Origin of the sequence: Niveibacterium sp. 24ML, from assembly GCF_026586805.1 — a bacterium.
GTDB lineage: Bacteria > Pseudomonadota > Gammaproteobacteria > Burkholderiales > Rhodocyclaceae > Niveibacterium.
In genome coordinates, this window is record NZ_JAPFHA010000016.1 from 1 (window position 1) to 21,281 (window position 21,281).

At 60.6% G+C, this 21,281-nt stretch carries 22 protein-coding genes; 12 read left to right on the forward strand and 10 right to left on the reverse strand.

What is annotated here, in order from left to right; genetic code table 11:
- The 4 genes from OPU71_RS13790 to OPU71_RS13805 form a co-directional block, all read left to right on the forward strand.
- Nucleotides 1-372, forward strand: a 372-nt coding sequence (locus OPU71_RS13790; protein ID WP_267728589.1) for a transposase, incomplete at its 5' end; no start/stop codon positions are given.
- A gap of 237 nt (nt 373-609) precedes the next feature.
- The gene (locus tag OPU71_RS13795) at nt 610-915 is read left to right on the forward strand and encodes a tetratricopeptide repeat protein (RefSeq protein ID WP_267728590.1); all 306 of its coding nucleotides are present in this window, start codon (nt 610-612) and stop codon (nt 913-915) included.
- A gap of 1 nt (nt 916) precedes the next feature.
- Nucleotides 917-2,530, forward strand: coding sequence for an NAD(P)H-hydrate dehydratase (locus OPU71_RS13800; RefSeq protein WP_267728591.1), 1,614 nt, complete (start codon nt 917-919; stop codon nt 2,528-2,530).
- Between the two features lie 30 nt (nt 2,531-2,560).
- Nucleotides 2,561-3,433, forward strand: a complete 873-nt coding sequence (locus OPU71_RS13805) for a DMT family transporter (protein WP_267728592.1) — start codon at nt 2,561-2,563, stop codon at nt 3,431-3,433.
- A gap of 8 nt (nt 3,434-3,441) precedes the next feature.
- On the opposite strand, the gene OPU71_RS13810 is transcribed toward OPU71_RS13805, so the two are convergent.
- A complete protein-coding gene (locus OPU71_RS13810) occupies nt 3,442-4,791 on the reverse strand; it encodes a PLP-dependent aminotransferase family protein (RefSeq protein ID WP_267728593.1) in 1,350 nt (449 codons plus the stop codon).
- A 70-nt stretch (nt 4,792-4,861) separates the two neighbouring features.
- Between OPU71_RS13810 and OPU71_RS13815 the strand changes: the two genes are divergently transcribed.
- The 3 genes from OPU71_RS13815 (at nt 4,862) to OPU71_RS13825 (ending at nt 7,259) form a co-directional block, all read left to right on the forward strand.
- On the forward strand, nt 4,862-5,839 hold the full coding sequence (locus OPU71_RS13815) for a threonine dehydratase (RefSeq protein WP_267728594.1): 978 nt from the start codon (nt 4,862-4,864) through the stop codon (nt 5,837-5,839).
- 291 nt (nt 5,840-6,130) lie between these two features.
- Nucleotides 6,131-6,979, forward strand: a complete 849-nt coding sequence (nadC, locus tag OPU71_RS13820) for a carboxylating nicotinate-nucleotide diphosphorylase (protein ID WP_267728595.1) — start codon at nt 6,131-6,133, stop codon at nt 6,977-6,979.
- Between the two features lie 136 nt (nt 6,980-7,115).
- Nucleotides 7,116-7,259, forward strand: coding sequence for a hypothetical protein (locus OPU71_RS13825; protein ID WP_267728596.1), 144 nt, complete (start codon nt 7,116-7,118; stop codon nt 7,257-7,259).
- An 87-nt stretch (nt 7,260-7,346) separates the two neighbouring features.
- Here the strand turns inward: OPU71_RS13825 and thrC are convergent, their stop codons facing one another.
- From thrC to OPU71_RS13840, 3 genes are all read right to left on the reverse strand, one after another.
- Nucleotides 7,347-8,777, reverse strand: coding sequence for a threonine synthase (thrC, locus tag OPU71_RS13830; protein ID WP_267728597.1), 1,431 nt, complete (start codon nt 8,775-8,777; stop codon nt 7,347-7,349).
- 7 nt (nt 8,778-8,784) lie between these two features.
- The gene (locus OPU71_RS13835; RefSeq protein ID WP_267728598.1) at nt 8,785-10,098 is read right to left on the reverse strand and encodes a homoserine dehydrogenase; all 1,314 of its coding nucleotides are present in this window, start codon (nt 10,096-10,098) and stop codon (nt 8,785-8,787) included.
- Between the two features lie 284 nt (nt 10,099-10,382).
- Nucleotides 10,383-11,594, reverse strand: a complete 1,212-nt coding sequence (locus OPU71_RS13840; RefSeq protein WP_267728681.1) for a pyridoxal phosphate-dependent aminotransferase — start codon at nt 11,592-11,594, stop codon at nt 10,383-10,385.
- 193 nt (nt 11,595-11,787) lie between these two features.
- Here OPU71_RS13840 and OPU71_RS13845 point away from each other — a divergent pair, with 193 nt between their 5' ends.
- From OPU71_RS13845 to OPU71_RS13860, 4 genes are all read left to right on the forward strand, one after another.
- Nucleotides 11,788-12,168: an Mth938-like domain-containing protein gene (locus OPU71_RS13845; RefSeq protein ID WP_267728599.1), complete on the forward strand. Its 381-nt coding sequence runs from the start codon at nt 11,788-11,790 to the stop codon at nt 12,166-12,168.
- Nucleotides 12,169-12,243: 75 nt separating this feature from the next.
- Entirely contained in the window at nt 12,244-12,699 is a 456-nt protein-coding gene (locus OPU71_RS13850) for a peroxiredoxin (protein ID WP_267728600.1), read from the forward strand.
- A 37-nt stretch (nt 12,700-12,736) separates the two neighbouring features.
- A complete protein-coding gene (locus tag OPU71_RS13855) occupies nt 12,737-14,164 on the forward strand; it encodes a PhoH family protein (protein WP_267728601.1) in 1,428 nt (475 codons plus the stop codon).
- Nucleotides 14,161-14,439: a DUF4212 domain-containing protein gene (locus tag OPU71_RS13860; protein WP_267728602.1), complete on the forward strand. Its 279-nt coding sequence runs from the start codon at nt 14,161-14,163 to the stop codon at nt 14,437-14,439. Before OPU71_RS13855 ends, OPU71_RS13860 begins: the two co-directional genes overlap by 4 nt.
- Before the next feature lie 55 nt (nt 14,440-14,494).
- On the opposite strand, the gene OPU71_RS13865 is transcribed toward OPU71_RS13860, so the two are convergent.
- Nucleotides 14,495-15,079 carry a hypothetical protein gene (locus tag OPU71_RS13865; RefSeq protein WP_267728603.1) on the reverse strand — a complete coding sequence of 195 codons (585 nt, stop codon included), beginning with the start codon at nt 15,077-15,079 and terminating at the stop codon, nt 14,495-14,497.
- Between the two features lie 260 nt (nt 15,080-15,339).
- On the opposite strand from OPU71_RS13865, the gene OPU71_RS13870 reads away from it, so the two are divergent.
- Nucleotides 15,340-15,807, forward strand: coding sequence for a C40 family peptidase (locus OPU71_RS13870; protein WP_267728604.1), 468 nt, complete (start codon nt 15,340-15,342; stop codon nt 15,805-15,807).
- Nucleotides 15,808-15,911: 104 nt separating this feature from the next.
- Here the strand turns inward: OPU71_RS13870 and OPU71_RS13875 are convergent, their stop codons facing one another.
- From OPU71_RS13875 to OPU71_RS13895, 5 genes are all read right to left on the reverse strand, one after another.
- Nucleotides 15,912-17,864 carry a chemotaxis protein CheA gene (locus OPU71_RS13875; protein ID WP_267728605.1) on the reverse strand — a complete coding sequence of 651 codons (1,953 nt, stop codon included), beginning with the start codon at nt 17,862-17,864 and terminating at the stop codon, nt 15,912-15,914.
- A 99-nt stretch (nt 17,865-17,963) separates the two neighbouring features.
- Nucleotides 17,964-18,803, reverse strand: coding sequence for a protein phosphatase CheZ (gene cheZ, locus OPU71_RS13880; protein WP_267728606.1), 840 nt, complete (start codon nt 18,801-18,803; stop codon nt 17,964-17,966).
- A gap of 76 nt (nt 18,804-18,879) precedes the next feature.
- Complete coding sequence (cheY, locus tag OPU71_RS13885; protein WP_267728607.1) at nt 18,880-19,275, reverse strand: chemotaxis response regulator CheY; 396 nt, start codon at nt 19,273-19,275, stop codon at nt 18,880-18,882.
- Nucleotides 19,276-19,289: 14 nt separating this feature from the next.
- Nucleotides 19,290-20,237, reverse strand: a complete 948-nt coding sequence (locus OPU71_RS13890) for a chemotaxis protein (protein ID WP_267728608.1) — start codon at nt 20,235-20,237, stop codon at nt 19,290-19,292.
- 13 nt (nt 20,238-20,250) lie between these two features.
- Nucleotides 20,251-21,210, reverse strand: a complete 960-nt coding sequence (locus OPU71_RS13895; RefSeq protein ID WP_267728609.1) for a chemotaxis protein — start codon at nt 21,208-21,210, stop codon at nt 20,251-20,253.
- Between the last annotated feature and the right edge of the window lie 71 nt (nt 21,211-21,281).

Consider the following 21,281-nt stretch of genomic DNA (forward strand, 5'->3'; position numbering starts at 1 on the left):
GCGCGCCAACTGCTCACCCGCGCCCGACGCAGGAAGATGCATCCCAAAACATTGGGGGCCGACAAGGGCTACCACGTCAAAGACTTTGTCGCGCACCTGCGCGAACACCAGATCAAACCGCATATCGCGCGCATCGAGGGGCGACAGACACCGGGGCTGGACGGACGCACCACTTGCAGCGCGGGCTACAAGATCAGCCAGCGCAAACGAAAGCGCATTGAAGAGATCTTCGGCTGGCTCAAGACCATCGGCGGGGTGAGAAAGACGCGCTTCATCGGCCAGGCGCGAACCCAGATCGCCGCCTACCTGTCGGCCGCAGCGTACAACTTGCTGCGGATTGCCAAATTGCAAACTGCGGGGAGCGCGGCATGAAGCAGCATCCGGAATCGGGTGAACCCATGCTTCGGCCCATTGCAATCGGCTTCAACGGGCGATTGCAAATCCAATTCCGGGATTGAAGTCATGAACAACCGAATGGCGAAGGCAATCGCTGGCGCCGCTTCGCGACGTTTTGCATCGGCCTGCTAGACTGAATCCAGCCCCACCCACAAGCGAACGCCGCACCAGATGGCCCGCCGGGTATCCGGACTTCACACCAAGGAAAAGACAATGGACTACGAGACATCGATTCGCTTTCGTCACGCTTCCGACGCGCAGGACGCTGCAGAAACGCAGTTCCGACTCGCGATCTCTCATGCGAAGACCGGCCATTTTTCCGATGCTGCGGAGGCCTTCCGCCGCGTGCTCGATCTGATTCCGGATCGGACCGATGCATGGCAGGGCTTGGGCTACTGCTATCGCAAGCTGCGCGCTTTCGCCCAGGCGAACGAAGCTTACGGCGAGGCACAACGCCTGGACCCGAGTCGCGGCGCAATGTGGTTCAACGCACCGGTTGCAGCAATCGGCATGCACTGAGGTGCAAGCGCTCCCTGCGGCGCCACTGGTCTGCAGTGCCCAGACTCCGGCTAAACGCCGGAGTTTTCGTTTCAGCGGGATGAATCCGGCGCCTAGAATACGGGAAAGGCAGGATTCGACCGTGAACACTCAGGCTAGCAGACAGGTTCTCACCACCAGCGCAATCCGGAAGATTGAAGCGAGCTTCGCGGCGTCGACGCCATCCCTGATGCAGCGCGCAGGTCTGGCAGCCGCTGCGTTCGCCAGCCGGATTGCGGCCCCGGAAGGGCCGATCCTGGTGCTTGTCGGCCCCGGAAATAATGGCGGCGATGGACTGGTGCTCGCGACGGAGCTCAAGCGGATGGGCCGAACCGTGGTCGTCGCCCTAGCCGGGGATGCTGACAAGCTTCCCCCCGATGCAAGTGAGGCGCTGCGTCGCTGGCATGAAGCGGGAGGCACGCTGCGCGACTCCGTTCCTTCGCTACCGTGGGCGCTCGCGGTTGACGCCTTGCTGGGCATCGGCCTGACAAGGCCGGTCACGGGGCTTATCGCCGAGTGGATCACAGACTTCAATCGCCTGCGCTGTCCGCGACTGGCGATCGATGTTCCGAGCGGCCTCGATGCAGACACGGGCGCCATTCACGGCATCGCCGCAAGGGCCACGCATACGATCAGTTTCATTGCGCTCAAGCCAGGGCTGCTGACCTTGGAGGGGCCGGACCAGGCGGGGGACCTCCAGCTATCCGACCTCGAACTACCGACCGACGCCATCAGCGAAGCGGGCCGCTGGATCGCGCCCGCCGACTTTACTGAATTCGCCGGCCCGCGCCGTCTGAACAGCCACAAGGGCCACTTCGGAGATGCCGGCATCATTGGCGGCCAGGCTGGCATGGTGGGCGCAGCCTGGATCGCCGGCCGAGCTGCGCTCGCGCTGGGTAGCGGGCGAGTGTTTGTTGGCTGCCTTGCTCCAGACGCGCCTGCGATCGATCCGCTGACGCCAGAATTGATGATGCGATCGGCCAACGAGGTGCATTCCCTTGCCTCAGCGCTGGCGATCGGGCCAGGGCTAGGCCAAGACGAGGCTGCGAATGTTCACCTCAGCCGCGCCCTCGCCTTCCGCGGCCCCCTGGTGCTGGATGCGGACGCGCTCAACCTGCTGGGCGCGAACCCGTCGATGCATACGGCGCTGAGCCTGCGCACCGACGCTACCGTCATGACGCCACATCCCGCCGAGGCAGCTCGCCTGCTCCAATGCAGCACCGCGCAAGTCCAAGCTCAGCGGCTTGAGGCAGCAAAAGAAATCGCAGGCCGCTATCGGGCGCATGTCGTGCTCAAGGGCTGCGGCAGCATCATTGCCGATCCACAGGGCGCCTGGGCGATCAACCGCAGCGGTAATCCAGGCATGGCCTCCGCCGGCATGGGTGACGCCCTCACCGGCTTCGTCGTCAGCCTCCTTGGCCAGCATTGGCCAGCCGGCGCCGCGCTGGAAGCGGCCGTCCATCTGCATGGCGCGGCAGCCGATGCACTCGCGGTCGGAAAGACCGGGCCGATCGGGCTGACGGCGAGCGAGGTGATTCACGCGGCTCGGCGAGTCCGCAATGGATGGGCCGAAGCTGCTTTGACGGAAGCCGCATGACGCATCGCTTGAGCACACAAGCATCACGCGATGCCTGAGCGGGCCCAGCATCCGCTGCGGGGCGTACTGCTGTTCTGCCTTGCCGTCGCACTTTTCGCCTGCCTTGATGCAACCGCCAAGCATCTCTCACAGAAGTGGCCGGTTGGCATGCTCGCCTGGGGGCGTTATTCCGTGCACTTTGTGCTGATGACCGCCTTCCTTGCGCCGATCTGGCGCGGCCGCTTGCTGCGGACCAAACGGCCACTGATGCAGTGCGCACGGGGCGTATCGCTCGTCGTCGTCACCGTTCTGGCCATGGCGGCGTTTCAGCGCATGCCCTTGGCTGAAGCGACCGCGCTCATGTTTGCGTCGCCACTTCTTGTTGCGATTCTGGCCCGCCCAATCCTCCACGAGCAGATCGGACGACTACGCTGGTTTGCCATCCTCCTCGGGTTCAGCGGGGTGCTCATGCTCACCCGCCCCGGTAGCGGCCTTGATTTGCTCGGGATCGCCTGCGCACTGGGCGCAGCCGTTGCCTACGCCGCCTATCAATTGATGACCCGAGTCATGAGCAGCAGCGAACATCCGGTCACCATGCTTTACTACACTGCCTGTGCCGGCACCTTGATCCTGTCGGGCACGCAGCCGCTGCTGGGCACCTTGCAGTGGCCGGGCTATATGGACGCCGCCTTGATCGCGATGCTGGGTTTGCTGGGGGGCACCGGGCACTACTTGCTGACACGCGCCTTCCGGGAGGCGCCGGCCTCGATGCTCTCGCCGCTGATCTACTTGCAGCTTGTCTGGGCTGCGATGCTGGGATGGCTGGTGTTTGGTGACACGCCCACCACCGCAACCATCGCCGGCATGCTGGTCATTGGGGCCTCGGGCCTGCTCATCGCCTGGGAGAGCACCCGCCGTTCCTGAGCGCCCGCTCAGGCGAGCACCGAGAGTAGTCGTGACAAACCTTCGCGCATTCGGCTGCGACTGGCGGCTGCGCCCAAGGACACCCTTAACCCAGCCGGCCCGGCGCCATGCGACACGGCGAAGGTGGGCGAGGGAACCACCGCAACAGCGGCCTGACGGGCCCGATCAGCAACTCTGCTGGCGTGTTCTGGCGTAGCCAGGGGCAACCACAGATGTGGCGAGACCATTGCCCCCTGTGGATCATGGCCCCGCAACACGGTCTGTGCGATCTTCCAGCGCGCCTGCAGCTCCGCTCGCTGGCGACGCAACCTGTCCACCGCAAGCCCGTTGCTGAGCCAACGACGGGCAATTTCGGCACTCAGCGGCGAAACGTACCACTGGGTGTGATGTTCGAGCGCCTCGCGCCGCGCGGCTAGTTGGGGCGGCAATACCAGATAGCCCAGCCGTAGGCCCGGCGCCACCGTTTTGGACAGCCCGGTGACATGACAGACCCGCTCGGGCGCTAGCGCAGCAAGCGGTTGCGCAGGGCGCATGTCGAGCGCACCGTACACATCCTCTTCAATCAGAACCAGATCGTGGGCTCGCGCCAGCGCAACAATTTCGGCGCGCCGCGCGGCACTCCAGCTTAAGGTGGTCGGGTTATGCATGGTCGGCATGCACACCAGCGCTCTGAGTCCGTGGCGGGCGGCACGTTCCAGCGCATCCGGGCGAATCCCTTCGGAATCGAGCGCCAGCGGAACCAGGCGCAATTGCCTGCTCCGCGCGATCGCCTTCAAGCCTGGCCAGCACAGGCTTTCACAGCCGACCGTGTCGGTGGCAACAGCGGCCAGGGCCGCTTCCATCGCATGCTGTGCGCCCGCGCAAAGCACGACCCGCGATGGCGACGCCTCAATGCCTCGCAGCACGAGCCACTGCAAGGCGGCCAGCCTGTGCTGCTGCATATCTGCGGGGCTTGGATAGTCGATCAGGCGTGACGCGACCCCGCTCTCAAGCAGCTCGGAAAGGGTCTGTCCGAAAGCCAGATCGTCCGGAAAAGTGGGCGGCGTATTCGTCGAAAGGTCGATGAGCGCTTGCTGAGGGCGGTCCGCAAATGAGAAAAGCCGGCTTTCGAGCGCGCAGCCCAACACAAACGTACCGCGCCCGACTTCGCCGCCGATAAGGCCGCGCCGCTCAGCTTCGCGGTAGGCGCGGGTCACGGTGCTGACGTTAAGCCCCAGCAAATCTGCCATCAACCGATGCGTTGGCAGGCGGTCTCCGGCCCGCAGGCGCCCATCCCTGATCGCCAGCGCCATCTGCTCAGCAATCTGGATGTAGGCCGGATCCGAGGACTTCGCCAATACGGGTAGCCAGCTTGTCATGCACACAATCCCGGAGAGTTTGCACACAAAATACTGCGCAGGCACCGTCAGAGCAAGCGAGAACAAACTTATGCAACCCGACAGGATCGAGATCGAGCAGGCCGCCGAGCGGATCGGCATGCACCTGCGCCCCACCCCGCTGTATCAATGGCCCTTGCTTTGCCAGCATCTGGCGGCCGAGGTGTGGCTCAAGCACGAGAACCACGCACCCACCGGCTCCTTCAAGGTCAGGGGCGGATTGAACTACTTCGCCGCGCTCAAACAGCAGCTAACCGGGCACGATGTGATTTGCGCGACGCGCGGCAACCATGGACAATCCATTGCGATAGCCGGTGCGCTGCATGGATTCCGGGTGCATGTGGTCGTCCCGCACGGCAATAGTCGTGAAAAGAATGCGGCCATGCGGGCACTTGGGGCGCGTGTGATCGAGGCGGGCGACGACTTTCAGGCCGCACGCGACCTTGCCAGCGAACTTGCGCTCGCGCACAACTGGCATCTCGTGCCGGCGTTTCACCCGCTCCTGGTCGCCGGCGTTGCAAGCTACGCACGGGAGATGCTGCTTACCAGGCCAAATCTGCAAACCGTGTATGTGCCGGCGGGGATGGGGTCTGGCCTTTGCGGCATGGTTGCGGCGCGGGACGCGCTTGGCTTGACCACAGAAATCGTTGGCGTGGTGTCGGCCCATGCGCCCGCTTATGCCAACGCGTTTGAACTTGGTCGCCCAACCGAAGCCCCGGCGACCACGAAGCTTGCCGACGGACTGGCTTGTCGCAAAACGGACCCCGCTGCGCTCCAGATCATGTTGCGCGGCGTGGCACGTTTTGTTCGGGTCACGGATGCAGAGATTGAAAACGCCATGCGCCTGATCTTTGCTGCGACCCACAATGTCGCCGAAGGCGCAGGCGCGGCTTCGCTTGCCGCTGCCATGCAGGAGGGCGCCCGCAACCGGGGGCGCGAAATCGGTGTTGTGCTCACCGGCGGGAACATCGACTCCAGCGCCTTCGCAGCGGTGCTGACACACAGCAAGGCCTTGCCGGAGGCAGCCTAGCCAGCGCACTGATCGCCCCCAAAGCTTGGGCTGGCAAGTGAGTACAGCAAGGCGCGCAGCAAGGAGTGCTGTCGCTGATCAGCGCTAGATTTGCGCGTGGGCAAGCGTGGCATCGAGCCAATTGATGGGATCAGGGCAACGCATCCACCGCATCCGCCCCCCGCACACGCGCTTTGCGCTTGGCGGCAGCGCGCCTGCCGTATACCTTAGCGGGGTCTGGCGTTGCGGCAACATTCCGCCGCTTACCGCGAAGCTCCGATTCCGGAGTGCGATCGTCAATGAAGGCCTGCCATGCAAATCAATGATCAACTCCGCGCTGAGATTCTGCGCAACGTCGCTGTTGCTCTTGCCGAAGATATCGGTACGGGCGACCTGACCGCCCAACTCATCCCGGCCGACCGCGATGCTCGCGGTCGCGTCATCACCCGGGAACACGCCGTGCTGTGTGGGACGGCATGGTTCAGTGCCGCGCTGACGGCGCTCGATCCGGACGCCACCGTGGTCTGGCACGCAAACGATGGCGACGTCATCGAGCCCGGCCAACTACTGTGCGATGTGCTGGCCAGCGCACGCGCCTTGCTCACCGCAGAGCGCACGGCCCTCAACTTCCTGCAGCTGCTTTCCGCCACGGCAACCACCACCCGCACCTTTGTTGATGCGGTGGCAGGCACCAAGGCGAAGATCGTAGATACACGCAAGACCCTGCCCGGCTTGCGTCTCGCCCAGAAGTACGCAGTGGCCGTCGGGGGCGGAACGAACCACCGCGTCGGGCTCTATGACGGAATCCTGATCAAGGAGAACCACATCATCGCAGCCGGCAGCATTGCCAAGGCGGTTGAAACCGCGCGGGCCATCGCGCCATCGCACGCCTTCATCGAAGTTGAGGTTGAGAACATCGACGAATTGCGCCAAGCGATCGCAGCTGGCATCGACATGATTCTGCTCGACAACATGTCGCTGGAAGAAATGCGCGAAGCGGTCAAGGTCGCGAACGGCCGTGCGGCGCTCGAGGCCAGCGGAGGCCTTGATCTGCAATCAATCAGGGCTGTCGCCGATGTGGGCGTGGATCGGATTTCGATCGGGCGACTGACCAAGGACGTGCGTGCGATCGACCTGTCATTGCGCCACACCGAGCGCTGACAGACGGGACTGCTCATTCCAATGACATAGCTGCTTGCACCGCAGATACAATACGGCTATAAGATCGTCCGGATTTGCGTCACCCTTTGGAGAGCAGTCGGACTGGACCCCAGGAACGCTGCCAGGAACCGCCCCGATGTCCGTGTTTTTTGTTGCCTACTACATCGTTTCAATCATCATTCTTGTATTCCACTTCACCGGCTTTCTGAGCCGGCATCGCCTTGAGTGGCTGATCTACATTCTTGCGGTGACCGTATTCCCTGCGGTGATCTATCTGTAGCCCGCACGCTCACTGCATGTACGATACAAAACAAAACAGCCGGGCAGACCCGGCTGTTTTGTTTTCTTGATGTCGAAGCGCGAGCGATCAGTCAACGTGCGCAGCGATGAACGCCTTGATCTGGCCTGCATCAGGGTCCATTTCCTCTACGCGCTGGGGCAATGCCTCGATCCCATCGTAGCCTGATGGCCGTTCCGGAGCCTTGCCAAGCGCCTCAAGAATGGTCTCTTCGAACTTTGCCGGCAGTGCCGTCTCAAGAACCACCATGGGGATCCCGGCCTCACGATGCGCAGCGGCAACTTTGAGCGCATCGGCGGTGTGGGGATCGATGGTGATGCCATAGCGCTCGGCGGTCGCACGGATCGTTGCCAAGCGATCTGCATGCGAACTGCTGCCCGAAACGAAGCCGTAAGCCGCGATCTGCTTGAAGTACGGTGTCGCTGACAGGTCAAACGCCCCGCCCGCATCGACTTCCGCCCAAAGTTTGCGCAGGGCCTCGGCGTCGCGGCCATGCAAGTCAAACACGAAGCGCTCAAAGTTCGAGGCCTTGGAAATATCCATCGACGGCGACGAGGTCTCGTGGGTTTCGGCCGTACCCCTCGGGCGATAAACGCCAGTGCGGAAGAACTCGTCCAGCACATCGTTTTCGTTGGTAGCGAGCACCAGTTTGCGAATCGGCAAACCGAGCATGCGCGCAATATGTCCGGCGCAGATATTGCCGAAATTCCCTGACGGCACGGCAAACGAGACTTCTTCGCCGGACTTGGCCGTCACCGCAAAGTAGGCCTTGAAGTAGTAGACAACTTGTGCGGAAACACGGGCCCAGTTGATCGAGTTCACCGTACCGATCGCGTACTTGCGCTTGAACTCCAGATCGTTCGACACCGCCTTCACAACATCCTGGGCATCGTCGAACATCCCCCGCACGGCGATGTTGAAGATGTTCTCATCTTGCAAGGAATACATCTGAGCGCGCTGGAACGGACTCATCTTGCCTGCGGGAGACAGCATGAACACACGCACGCCACGCTTGCCGCGCATGGCGTACTCAGCCGCGGAGCCGGTATCGCCAGACGTGGCGCCAAGGATGTTGAGCGATTGCCCGGTCCTCTCGAGCGCGTACTCGAACAGGTTGCCGAGCAACTGCATCGCCATGTCCTTGAAGGCAAGGGTCGGGCCGTTTGAGAGCTCCAGCAGGTGCAAATCGGGTTCAAGGGTGGTCAACGGTGTGATATCGACAGCCCGCGCCTTGTCGCGCGCATTGCAGTAGACCTCCGCCCGATAGGTGCGATCGATGAGCAACTTCAGGTCGGCGGCCGGAATGTCGTCTGCGAACCGGGAAAGAACAGCAAACGCCAAGTCAGGGTATGACTTCCCGCGAAGCGCTTCGAGCTCTTGGGGCGTGAAAGACGGATAGCGCTCAGGCATCGCCAGGCCCCCATCCTCCATCAGACCGCCAAGAAGAATGTCGAGGAATTGCTTGGGCGCAGACTGGCCACGGGTGGAAACGTAGTTCATCGCCATCTCAGTTGCCCAATTCCTCGAGCCTGATCCGGGTCACCGCGCCATCGACCGTAGCCAGCTGCTCGATGCGTTCGATGGCCGCCACGACATTGCGCTCCAGCACTTTGTGCGTGAGCAGGATGATGCTGGCTTTGTCGGCGCCTTCAGGCGGTTCTTTCTGGATCATTGCTTCGATCGAAATGCCGTGATCCGCAAGAATCCGCGCGACGTCGGCCAGCACGCCAGGGCGGTCGAACACTTGCATCCGCAAATAGAAGGATGTCTCAACGTCGCCAATCGGCAGCACAGGCAACTCGACCATCTGATCGGCCTGGAAGGCAAGGTGGGGAACGCGGTGTTCCGGATCGGAGGTATGCATCCGCGTGACATCCACCAGGTCCGCGACAACAGCACTCGCCGTCGGCTCAGCACCGGCGCCACGGCCGTAGTAAAGCGTATGGCCAACGGCGTCGCCCTTGACCAGTACCGCGTTCATCACACCGTCAACACTTGCGATCAGGCGCTTTTCGGGGATCAGGGTCGGGTGCACGCGCAATTCGATGCCACGTGGCGTGCGGCGGGTGATCCCCAGCAGCTTGATGCGATAGCCAAGCTCCTCGGCGTAGCTGATGTCTTCGCGGGTCAGCTTGGTGATTCCCTCGACATAGGCCTTGTCAAACTGCATCGGCACGCCGAATGCAATCGAGCTCATGATCGTCAGTTTGTGAGCGGCATCAACGCCTTCGACGTCGAAAGTCGGGTCGGCCTCGGCGTAACCAAGCCCTTGCGCAGCCTTGAGCGCGGTATCAAACGAAAGCCCCTTGTCGCGCATTTCCGACAAGATGTAGTTCGTCGTTCCGTTGATGATGCCGGCAATCCACTCGATACGGTTTGCCGTCAAGCCCTCGCGCAGCGCCTTGATGATCGGGATGCCACCCGCAACCGCGGCTTCAAAGGCAACCATCACCCCCTTCTTTTGGGCAGCAGCGAAAATCTCGTTGCCATGCAGCGCAAGCAAGGCCTTGTTCGCGGTAACAACATGCTTGCCGTTGGCTATGGCTTCAAGCACCAGCTCGCGTGCGATGCCGTAGCCACCGATCAGTTCAACGACGATGTCGATCTCCGGATCGCGCACCACCTCGAATGCATCGGCAGTGATCCGCGCCTTGTCACCAACCAGCTTGGTCGCCAGCTCAATGTTGCGATCCGCAACGGACGCAATTCGAATCGGACGCCCGGCACGACGCGTGATTTCTTCCTGATTGCGGGACAACACGGTAAACGTGCCACCACCCACAGTCCCTATGCCCAGCAGGCCAACATTGATCGGTTTCATGACAGCTGTTTCTTGAAATAGATAGAGGGAATGACAAAGCGTACATGGATACAGAACCGGCGCGTATCCTTGCGCTGCACACTGAGAACCATCACCGTGATAGCGGTACGGACCCTGCGGACTTCGGTGCTCTGAGCCCGCCGCAGACGGTGATCCGCGGCCGGTGAGCGGCTGCCTCGTCGGTCACGAGGCGGATTGCTTTCAAATCACGGTCTTGCCACGCTCCAAGCGCGCCACGCACCACCTGCATAAGGCATTTGGCGCGGGCCGCTAGTTTAGCGTTTTCACCCGCCGTGCCGCTTCCGATATTGCTCCAGGAAGCGTGCAATGCGTCCGATGGCTTCGCGCAAATCGTCTTCATGGGGCAGGAACACAACCCGGAAGTGATCTGGCGTCGGCCAATTGAAGCCCGTGCCTTGCACGACCAGCACACGCGTCTCTTCGAGCATTTCCAGGATGAACTGCTGATCGTCGGCGATCGGATACACCGCCGGGTCCAGCCGCGGGAAGCAGTACAACGCAGCTTTCGGCTTGACACAGGAGACCCCTGGAATCTGGTTCAGCAGATCCACAGCCAGATCTCGTTGCCGCGCAAGCCGCCCGCCGGGCGCGACCAGATCCTTGATGCTCTGATAGCCGCCCAACGCAGTCTGGATTGCAAGCTGTCCAGGCGTATTCGAACAAAGCCGCATGGTCGCGAGAATGTTCAGGCCCTCGATGTACCCCTGCGCCCGCCGCTTGTCTCCGGACACCACCATCCAGCCCGCACGGTACCCGCAGGACCGATAGTTTTTTGACAAGCCGTTGAACGTAATGAACAGCACATCGTCGGCCAATGAAGCGATGCTGGTGTGCGTTTCACCGTCATACAAGGTTTTATCGTAGATCTCGTCCGCGAACACGATCAGCCCGTTAACACGCGCAATCTCGACGATCTCGCGCAGCACCTCAACCGGGTACAGAGCCCCCGTCGGGTTGTTCGGATTGATGACGACGATCCCCTTGGTGTTGGGCGTGATCTTTCGGCGGATATCGTCCAGATCAGGCAACCAGCCGGTCGCTTCATCACACACGTAATGTCGCGGTGTTCCGCCAGACAGACTCACCGCCGCCGTGTAGAGCGGATAGTCCGGTGCCGGCAGGAGAATTTCATCGCCGGTATTGAGCAAGGCCTGCATGCTCATCACGATCAGTTCCGACGCACCGTTACCGATGTAGACGTCGTCGATCGACACACCAGGAATGCCCTTCTCCTGCGTGTAATGGACAATTGCTTTGCGCGGCGCAAAGAGGCCCTTTGAATCGGTATAGCCGGCCGCATCAGGCAGATTGCGAATCATGTCCTGCACGATCTCGTCGGGCGGAAGCAAACCGAAGGTGGCAAGGTTGCCGATATTCAGCTTGATGATCTTCTGACCGTCTTCTTCCATCTGCTTGGCGCGCGCAAGTGCGGGGCCACGGATTTCATAGCAGACATTTGCGAGCTTCGCGGACATATGGAGCGGGCGCGGCGCGCGGGCGGCGGCTGGCGGCTCAAGTCCGTGATCGCCCGAAATCCGCAAAAGGTTTGCCGCCGTCATGATGCTCTCCGCGAGTGGTGCGCGCCCGCTGAATTGCAAGGCGCGCCAAATCAAAAGGTTATAATCGTATCCAAGGCTCACTACTGCCGCAATCGCGGTGCAGCAAACGATGAAACTGAACCTTGATCAAGTGGCAGGTCTGAACCTCGTCACCGCTTGCGGCGACCAGTTTGTGGCGATCAACGGCGAACGCTACGAGAGCAGCCTCATCGTCGGACCACAATTGCTCGACAAAGCTTGGCAAGTCAGCGGCTTCGACGCGCTAACCGAAGAGGCCATTCTTGCCTTGCGGGCGCATCAGGCTGTGATCACGCTGATCGGCACCGGAAAGCGCCAGCGCTTCCCCGCCCCACGGCTATTGCGGCCCTTGATCGAAGCGCAGCGCGGCTTCGAGATCATGGATACCGCCGCCGCATGCCGGACCTACAATATTCTTGCAGGCGAAGGGCGTAGTGTAATCGCCGCGCTGATGCTTGATCCGTCCTCGTGACTTCATTTTTCCGACGATTGCCCCCGCAAGCCTCGCTCGGCTAATCTGGAGTGGCTTCATCATTCGGAGACCGCGATGGCAGGCACTGCTGCCCCAGATTTCACCCTCCCCGCCACCTCAGGCAAAACCATCTCACTTACCGAGCTTCGCGGAAGCAAAGTCGTTCTGTACTTCTACCCCAAAGACAACACCCCGGGCTGTACGCAGGAAGGTTCTGATTTTCGCGACCTGCATGCTGAGTTCGTAAAGCTTGGCGCAGTCGTCTTTGGCGTTTCTCGAGACAGCATCAAGTCTCATGAGAACTTCAAATCAAAGATGAGTTTTCCGTTCGATTTGATCTCGGATGCGGACGAACAGCTTTGCACGGCCTTGGGTGTCATCAAGCTCAAGAACATGTACGGGAAGCAGGTTCGGGGCATCGAACGGAGTACCTTTGTCATTGATGAGAAAGGAGAAATCCGCCGCGAATGGCGCGGTTTGAAAGTGGCCGGACACGCTCAGGAAGTACTCGATTTCGTCGCAACGCTCTGAACCCTATCCCGCCCAACTTCTGCAGAGGCTTTAGCTCATGAACGCAAAACGCCAGTCAGCAAGCACTGCCGCCACGACGAAGCTTTTCGTGCTCGATACGAACGTGTTGATGCACGACCCGAACTGCCTCTACCGCTTTGAAGAGCACGATCTTTTCATCCCGATCCAGACGCTGGAAGAGCTGGACGCGCACAAAAAGGGGATGTCGGAAGTCGCGCGGAATGCCCGGCAAGCAAGCCGGATGATGGATGAGATCGTTTCATCCTCACCCGACGGAATCGAGGTCGGAATCCCCCTCACCACCCCGTCGCGCGAGTTGGCATCAGGCAGGCTGTTCCTGCAAACCGAGGCTATCCCGACCGTTCTGCCAGTCAATCTGCCCACCGCCAAGGCGGACAATCAGATTCTGGCTGTGGTTCACCATCTGGCGCAAAAACATCCGAGGCGTGCAGTGATCCTGGTGTCGAAAGACATCAATATGCGGATCAAGGCGCGCGCGCTTGGCCTGGAGGCGCAGGACTACTTCAACGACAAGGTGCTTGAGGACACCGACCTCCTTTACACCGGTGTTCGTGAACTGCCAGCGGACTTCTGGGACACGCATGGCAAGGGGATGGAGTCGTGGAAGGAGAACGGGCGCACGTATTACCGACTCAAGGGCCCCCTTTGCGCCGAGATGGTTGTCAACGAGTTCATCTTTCAGGAAGGTGAGCGTCCGCTTTATGCGCTGGTGAAAGAGCACAGCGGACCGACCGTCGTGCTCGAAACCTTGATCGACTTCTCACACCAGAAGAACAATGTCTGGGGGATCACCGCAAGAAACCGTGAGCAGAACTTCGCGCTCAATCTGCTGATGAACCCCGACATTGATTTCGTTTCCCTCCTCGGGCAGGCAGGCACGGGCAAAACGCTGCTGACACTCGCAGCGAGCCTCACGCAGGTGCTTGAAACCAAGCGCTACAGCGAGATCATCATGACCCGCGTGACCGTTCCTGTTGGCGAGGACATCGGCTTTCTGCCCGGCACCGAAGAGGAAAAGATGGCGCCATGGATGGGGGCACTCGAAGACAATCTTGACGTTCTCAACGGCAACGCGGAAGAAGGCGGCCATTACGGCGGAGAATGGGGGCGCGCAGCAACGCGGGATCTGATTCGAACCCGCATCAAGATAAAGAGCCTGAACTTCATGCGTGGCCGCACATTCATCAACAAGTTCCTCATCATCGACGAAGCGCAGAACCTGACGCCAAAGCAGATGAAGACGCTGATCACTCGGGCGGGGCCAGGCACCAAGGTTGTCTGCCTGGGCAATATTGCCCAAATTGACACGCCCTACCTGACCGAAGGCAGTTCAGGCCTGACTTACGTGGTGGACCGCTTCAAGGACTGGCAGCACAGCGGTCACATCACGCTGCAGCGCGGCGAGCGTTCCCGCTTGGCTGACCGCGCCGGAGAAGTGCTTTGACCGAGGCGCCGCGCGCGGAATCGCCCGCCGCGCGGCGCCACTGGCGGCGAACCTTGGCGCTGACGCTCGCGCTGCTTTCGGTGTGGTTTCTAGTGACGATCATCACCAGCTTCTTCCCGGAGTGGCTCAATCAACGTGAGTTTCTCGGGTTTCCAGTGGGGTTCTACTTCGCAGCCCAAGGCACCCTTCTGATCTACCTTGCAATCGTGGGTGTGCACACTTGGGCCATGAACCGGCTCGACAAACGCTACAAGGCCACGAACCAGGAGCAATAACCCGTCCAGGCCTTCTGGGAAGCGCGATCTCTAGCTCGCCGGCGCGGCGAAGCGCTCATGCAGCAAAGCGGCGCTCCCCGGCGACCGCAGAATCAAGCATCCACGCCCGCACATCCGTTCGATTCGGAAGACGGTCGGTACGCCAGTGCGCCAGCTTCAAGCCGCACGTGGCCAATTCGGCCAAAGCGCGAGAGCGCAAAGGATGGCCGCTACTTGCTTCAGCCCGATCAAGGACCACAATCGCCAGAGGACGGAAATCCTTGCTGCACACCACGAAATCAAGCACACCCAACCCGTAGTCTCGGGCCCGCGCATTGATCTTGTGGCTGCCGACATGGACGAGCACTTCGTACTCCGGTAACGCGACGCGCAAGAGGAGATAGACGAGACGCTCCTCGCGCTCAAGCAGTTCAGTGTCTTTTGCCTGAACACTCGCCCCGGGCAGCGACGCGCCGATGGGCAACGTCGGGAGTGCTCCCATGGTGGCTGTCGGCACACGCCCCGCTGCGGACTGCAAGAATTCTGCTTCACGCGTTGAGGCCAGGCGTTGGGATTCGCCAATGGCGCGGAAACTTCGGCGAATGACCCAGAAGCCGAAAGCGACGATCAAGAGCAGCAGCAGGAAGGAAATCGCTTTCATGGATACCGGCACACGGGTTTGCGGACCGGCGGATTCTAGCGGCATCCGATTGGCATTCTGGTGCTGCGCCGGCGATCCCCGACAAGCGGCGGCGCTATACACGAGCAATTACAAAATCAAGGGTTTACCGCTCTAGGTGTGCGCGATATAGTGCGCCGATGAGCGTAAAAACAACACTCTGCGGAGCCCTGCTATGCGTGCTGTCGCACGCATCTCTAGCAGCTGAACCTCCGCCCCATATCCCGGGCAGAGGTACGGCATTGGAGCAAGCGCCAGAAGCGACTTCGTCCGATTCGCTTCTGACTCGCGCGACGCGCAGTGCCGGCAGCCTGATGGATTCGGGGCTCCAGTACTTGGGCATACGGTACCGGTTTGGCGGAAACTCCGCTGAAACAGGCTTCGACTGCAGCGGCCTGGTGCGTCACGTATTCATGGAAGCGCTGGGTCTCAATCTGCCTCGTACCGCGCGTGAAATGTCCCAAGTAGGCGAGCGCGTACAGCCTTCGGAGCTCAAACCCGGTGACCTCGTGTTCTTCAACACGATGAGGAAAACCTTCTCCCATGTTGGAATCTATGTGGGCAATGATCAGTTTTTGCACTCCCCCTCGGCTGGCGGCAAAGTCCGCGTCGAGAGCATGTCGCAGGATTATTGGCGCAAGCGCTTCAACGGCGCGCGCCGTTTGGTTGACCAGTCAGACACAGCCGAAATGGAAACAAAGCTCCGCTAGCCGTCTGAATGTGATGGACGCCCACTAAGCCCTGCAGGCACTGCGGGAACAAGACAAAAGCAAACGGCCCACAACTGTGGGCCGTTTGCTTTTTGTGATGGCGCTTACGCCGCAGCAGCCAAGGTTTGGCGCAACAATGCTTCCCGCGTTGTCCCCCCCTGGTCGGCGGCGCTTCCCAGCAGTTCCTTCATGTCGAGAATCAGCACGATCTGGCCATTCGAGAGCGTTGTGACACCTGCGACGCCCTTGGGTCGGAACGCATCCAGCGACTTGATCACCGCATCCTCGCGCCCTGCAAACGAGTCGATGGCGAGCACATAGTTCCGTTCGGCGGTTTGCATCAGCACGCCGTACTCCGCAACATGCTCTTGCGGCCAACCCAGTAGCCCGGAAAGCGTGTAGATCGGCAGCACCTCGCCGCGCACGACCATGGTGGCACGTCCCCCCACCTCCTGAACATGCTTCGCTTCGATCGGCAGGATCTCGCGGACCATCGAGAGCGGTACGGCAAACGGCTGTTCGCCAAGGCGCACAACCAGCACCGGCAAGATCGCCAGGGTCAGCGGCAGCGAGATGATGAACGTTGTCCCCTTGCCCTGGGTCGAGCGGATCTCAATGGTGCCGTTCAGCTTCTGGATGTTGGTCTTCACCACATCCATCCCGACACCACGGCCGGAGACATCCGAGACCTGTGAGGCCATCGAGAAGCCCGGCAGGAAGATCAGGTTGTAGCTCTGCCGCTCATCCATCGTGTTGGCCTCTTCATCGGTGATGAGGCCTTTATCGAGGGCTTTGGCACGCAGCCGCTCGGCATTCATGCCACGGCCATCATCTGCCACGATGATGACGATGTGATCGCCTTCCTGGCGTGCTTCGAGCCTGACAACCGACTTTTCCGACTTGCCGGCAGCAAGGCGATCGTTCATCGGCTCAACACCGTGATCCACCGCATTGCGAATCAAATGGATGATCGGATCAGAGAGGTCTTCGATCATCGTTTTGTCGATTTCCGTTTCCTCGCCGCTGAGCATCAGCTCGACGTCTTTACCCAGGCTGCGCGCCAAGTCGCGGGCAATGCGCGGGTATTTCTGGAAGAGGCGGCCGATGGGCTGCATGCGCGTCTTCATGACCGCGTTCTGCAGATCAGAGACCAGCAGATCGAGCTGGCTGACCGCCACGTCAAGTGCGTGGAAGGTTTCAGAATCGCTGCGCCCGTTAAGAATGTCGGAGCGCAAGGCGTTGAGCCGGTTCTTGGTCAGTCCGATCTCGCCCGACAGGTTCAGGACCTGGTCGAGGCGAGAGGTATCGACACGAATCGAATTGTCGCGGGTCTTCTCAACCTCACGACGGCCGACCGGGCCGCTGTAACCGGGCTTGTCGGACGCACGGCGCCCAATCGCCGACTTGATGATTTGCTCTGCCGCTTCATCGGACAGCGACGCCTCGGGCGCAGCAGCAAGCGCGGCGCTGGCGCTGACCGCCGGCGTCGCGGCTGGCGCCGGCGAGCTGCCGCCGGTGACGGCATCGTAAAGAAGCTGCCAGTCGATCCCGTCATCGCCAACGGCACGATGTACCACAACCGGCGCAACCGGCACGATGGCCGTTTCCGCCTTCTTGGCGGGGGCCGCAGCGGGGGCCGCGGCGGCTTTAGCGCGGCCAACAAGATTGCCTGCGATCGCCAGCTTGAGTTGGGCAATCAACTCAGGATCAGCGGCCGACGGCTGTACACCGCGCTCAAGCTCGACGAACATGTCGCGAACAACACCCGTCGCGGCAAGAATCACGTCCATCGCATCCGGCGTGATTGCCAGCTCGGCGTTGCGAAGCTTGTCAAAGAGGTTCTCGGTCAGGTGGCAAAGGGTCACCAGTTCGGTTGCGTTAAGAAACCCCGCACCGCCCTTGATCGTATGAAAGCCCCGGAAAATCTCGTTCAGCAATCCGGTGTCGTTCGGCGTCCGCTCCAGGTCGACCAATTTGTTGTCGACACCCGAAAGCAGGTCTCCCGCTTCGATCAGGAAATCCTGGAGGAGATCCTCCATTCCCGCGAAATCGCTCATAGTTCGCTCCGAATCATCGATACCCTGCCCTGCTACCGTTGCACTGCCAAACTGCTCGCGCGCGCCGGGGCGCCATATCCGCCTGACGCACAAGCCCGATCAGAAGCCCAGGCTTTCAAGCAAGTCATCAACCTGCTCCTGGTTGGTGACCACGTCTTCACGCCCTTCACCATTGACCACCGGGCCATTGAGCAAGCCTTCATTGACCGGTGTGCGCTTGCGGTCTGGCACCACCTGCAGCAAGACGTTGACCAGGCCTTCTTCAAGCGATGCCGCCAGATCGACGATCTTCTTGATCACTTGCCCTGTCAGATCCTGGAAGTCCTGCGCCATCATGATCTCGAGCAATTGCTCATTGACCACCTTGCTGTCCTCGGTCACCTGGCCGAGGAAGCTGTGTGTGTCCTTTGCGAGCGTCTTGAACTCATCAACCGAAAGCTCCTTGGCGTAGAGCTTGTCCCAACGCGCCTTGAGTTCGCGGGACGCCTCTTCCTGGCGATCCTGGATCGGCTGCGCAATATCAGTTGCGTTGAGCACGCGGCTGGCCGCCTGCTCGGTCATCGTGGCGATGTAAGACAAGCGCTGGCGTGCGTCCGGAATCTGCTTGGCGGTTTCCTCAAGCATCCGGTCATAGCCCAGTTCGCGAAGCGTGTCATGCAGCATCCGCGTCATCTGGCCGATCTTGGTGAACACCTGTTCCTGGCGCTCTTCCGCAGTCGCGGGCTCGGTCGGCACCTCCCGCGCCTGCCCCTCGATTACGTTGGTCTCGCCCGCCGCAACACTATCGAAAAGTTCCTGCAGCTCATCGCTGTCTCCACCCGTATCTTCTTCTTGCTTGGGCGCTGGCGCAGGTGATGCCGCCTCACTTGCGATGCTGTCGAACAGTTCCTGAAGTTCGTCGTTATCGCCCGATCCATCATTCGCTGGCCGTTTTGCCATGTCCGGCTCCTGTAGGTCTTGTGCTTCGATGTTGCGGCAAGCAAGCTGCCATACCGCGCACTTCGCGTATCGCGGATTAGCCCGCCTTGCCCATCTTCTCGAAAATCTTGCCCATCTTTTCTGCCAGCGTTGCCGCTGTGAATGGCTTGACGATGTAACCGCTTGCGCCAGCCTGGGCAGCCATGATGATGTTTTCCTTCTTGGCCTCGGCCGTAATCATCAGCACCGGCAGTTCCTTGAGTTGAGGGCTGGTTCGGATCGCCTGCAGCAACTCGATGCCTGTCATGTTTGGCATGTTCCAGTCCGTCACGACGAAATCGAAGCCCCCGCCCTGCAGTTTTTGCAGCGCGACGGCGCCGTCTTCCGCTTCATCGACGTTGGTGTAGCCCAATTCCTTCAACAGGTTGCGCACGATGCGGCGCATCGTCGAAAAGTCATCAACCACTAGGAATTTCATTTTGGGATCGGACATATTTTTCTCCGGGGTTAATCCCTGTGCGACTTCATCAGATATGGGCGCAGCGTTTCGGCCAGCACCTCGGCATCGAACTTTGCCACATACGCGTCGACGCCGACTGATTTGCCCATGGCCCTGTTTGCTTCGGAAGACAGTGACGAGTGCATCACCACCGGTATCCCCTCGAAGCGCGCGTCACTCTTGATGTGCCGGGTCAGAACATACCCATCCATTTCCGGCATTTCAGCATCCACCAGGACAAGGCTCAATTCATCGGCAAGCCTGCGCTTCTGGATCTGTGCGTGCGACGCCATCCCTTCGAGCCGGGACCAGGCTTCGGCCCCGTTCATCGCATGCTTGTGACGTGCGCCCAGCTTGTCGAGCACCTCTGCAATCTTGCGCCGCGCGACCGAGGAGTCATCAACGAAGAAGATGTTTGATTCCACGTCTTTTCCGAGTGGCACGATCTGGCCAATCGGCGCCTCGCCAAAGGTCTGCGCGAGGATGGTTTCCACGTCGAGGATCGAAACCAGGCGTCCGTCGGGCAATTCGGTGATCGCAGTGATGAAACTCACCGCTGATGAGGAAACGTTCTCTGGCTGCCGCACCTTGTCCCACTCGACGCGGATGATCCGATCAACATCACTGACGAGGAAGCCGAGCGTGCGCTTGCTGTATTCGGTCACCATCATCGAGCCACCCAGACCGGCGGTCGAACTGTGCAAACCCAGAATACGGCCCAGGGAGAGCACCGGAATGACGTTGCCGCGCAGCGAAATCAAGCCTTCAACGCCACCGGGCATGTTGGGTGCCTTGGTGATGAAGGGTGTGCGTGACACTTCGCGAACCTTGAACACGTTAATGCCAAAGGTTTCGCTGGTACCCAAGGAGAAGAGAAGGATCTCCATCCGGTTCGACCCCGCCAGCTTCGTGCGGGCATCGACAGAATCGAGAAGGTTGCCGTGTGACTCGTCCATTGATCAAGCTCCCTCAAATCATGTCCGGATGGCCGTCGATGTAGGTGATCAGCGCCTCGGCAAGGCGGTGCGGTTCGAACTTCGAAACATAGGCATCAACGCCCACCGATTTGCCGAGCGCCTGGTTCGACATGCCCGAGAGCGACGAATGCATCAGCACCGGGATGCCGCCGAATCGCGGGTCGGATTTGATCCGCTTTGTAAGGATGTATCCATCCATCTCGGGCATCTCGATATCGGTCAGTACCACGGTCACGATCTTGTTCATCTTTTTGCCGGTCAGCTCGGCATGCCGTGCGAGCTTTTCAAGTTCATCCCACGCTGCGCGGCCATTGACTGCACTTAACGCCCGAATCCCCATTTCCTTGAGGGTTCGTTCGATTTGTTTGCGTGCAACCGCGGAATCGTCGGCGAAAAAGACGCAAGCGTCTTTCTTGCGCGCCTTCGGCAAGTCCTTGAAAAGAAAGTCGTCGTCGTGCTTGGTCGAATCCCAGAGCACTTTTTCGACGTCCAGCATCATGATCAGCCGGTTGTCTTCCAGCTCGGTCACCGCCGTCACCAGGCCACCGAGGCGCGAGGTGAGCATTTCGGGTGGTACGCGCATTTGCGCCCAGTCCAGTCGCAGGATGGTGTCCACCGCCTCGACCAGAAAACCCTGCGTCAGGCCGTTGTACTCGGTCACGATCATGATGTCGCGCTTGCTGTCGGTCTCGATGCCGGTGTAGCGCGCCAGATCAACGATGGGCACCAGTTGCCCGCGCAGTGAAACCATGCCTTCGACCGCGCTCTGCATGTCCGGGGCTGCGGTGATCGGCGGCGTGCGCATCACCTCACGCACCTTGAACACGTTGATTCCGAAAGTCTCGCGCCGACCGGTCCGCGAATCCTCGCCCAAGGTAAAGAGCAGGATCTCGAGCTTGTTCGTACCTGCCAGGCGGGTCCGTGCATCAATGCTCTTCAGTAGTTCGGACATTCGTTTCTCCAGCTCCAGGCTCGGCCTGCATTCATACAGGCGTCAATAACACTTACGGCACCAAACAGACT

Bases quoted from the DNA above. Each gene is read 5' to 3' on its own strand.
- OPU71_RS13795 (WP_267728590.1), top strand. From the start codon at position 610: ATGGACTACGAGACATCGATTCGCTTTCGTCACGCTTCCGACGCGCAG.
- OPU71_RS13805 (WP_267728592.1), top strand. From the start codon at position 2,561: ATGCCTGAGCGGGCCCAGCATCCGCTGCGGGGCGTACTGCTGTTCTGC.
- OPU71_RS13810 (WP_267728593.1), bottom strand. From the start codon at position 4,791: ATGACAAGCTGGCTACCCGTATTGGCGAAGTCCTCGGATCCGGCCTAC.
- OPU71_RS13815 (WP_267728594.1), top strand. From the start codon at position 4,862: ATGCAACCCGACAGGATCGAGATCGAGCAGGCCGCCGAGCGGATCGGC.
- nadC (WP_267728595.1), top strand. From the start codon at position 6,131: ATGCAAATCAATGATCAACTCCGCGCTGAGATTCTGCGCAACGTCGCT.
- OPU71_RS13825 (WP_267728596.1), top strand. From the start codon at position 7,116: ATGTCCGTGTTTTTTGTTGCCTACTACATCGTTTCAATCATCATTCTT.
- thrC (WP_267728597.1), bottom strand. From the start codon at position 8,777: ATGAACTACGTTTCCACCCGTGGCCAGTCTGCGCCCAAGCAATTCCTC.
- OPU71_RS13835 (WP_267728598.1), bottom strand. From the start codon at position 10,098: ATGAAACCGATCAATGTTGGCCTGCTGGGCATAGGGACTGTGGGTGGT.
- OPU71_RS13840 (WP_267728681.1), bottom strand. From the start codon at position 11,594: ATGTCCGCGAAGCTCGCAAATGTCTGCTATGAAATCCGTGGCCCCGCA.
- OPU71_RS13845 (WP_267728599.1), top strand. From the start codon at position 11,788: ATGAAACTGAACCTTGATCAAGTGGCAGGTCTGAACCTCGTCACCGCT.
- OPU71_RS13850 (WP_267728600.1), top strand. From the start codon at position 12,244: ATGGCAGGCACTGCTGCCCCAGATTTCACCCTCCCCGCCACCTCAGGC.
- OPU71_RS13855 (WP_267728601.1), top strand. From the start codon at position 12,737: ATGAACGCAAAACGCCAGTCAGCAAGCACTGCCGCCACGACGAAGCTT.
- OPU71_RS13865 (WP_267728603.1), bottom strand. From the start codon at position 15,079: ATGAAAGCGATTTCCTTCCTGCTGCTGCTCTTGATCGTCGCTTTCGGC.
- OPU71_RS13875 (WP_267728605.1), bottom strand. From the start codon at position 17,864: ATGAGCGATTTCGCGGGAATGGAGGATCTCCTCCAGGATTTCCTGATC.
- cheZ (WP_267728606.1), bottom strand. From the start codon at position 18,803: ATGGCAAAACGGCCAGCGAATGATGGATCGGGCGATAACGACGAACTT.
- cheY (WP_267728607.1), bottom strand. From the start codon at position 19,275: ATGTCCGATCCCAAAATGAAATTCCTAGTGGTTGATGACTTTTCGACG.
- OPU71_RS13890 (WP_267728608.1), bottom strand. From the start codon at position 20,237: ATGGACGAGTCACACGGCAACCTTCTCGATTCTGTCGATGCCCGCACG.
- OPU71_RS13895 (WP_267728609.1), bottom strand. From the start codon at position 21,210: ATGTCCGAACTACTGAAGAGCATTGATGCACGGACCCGCCTGGCAGGT.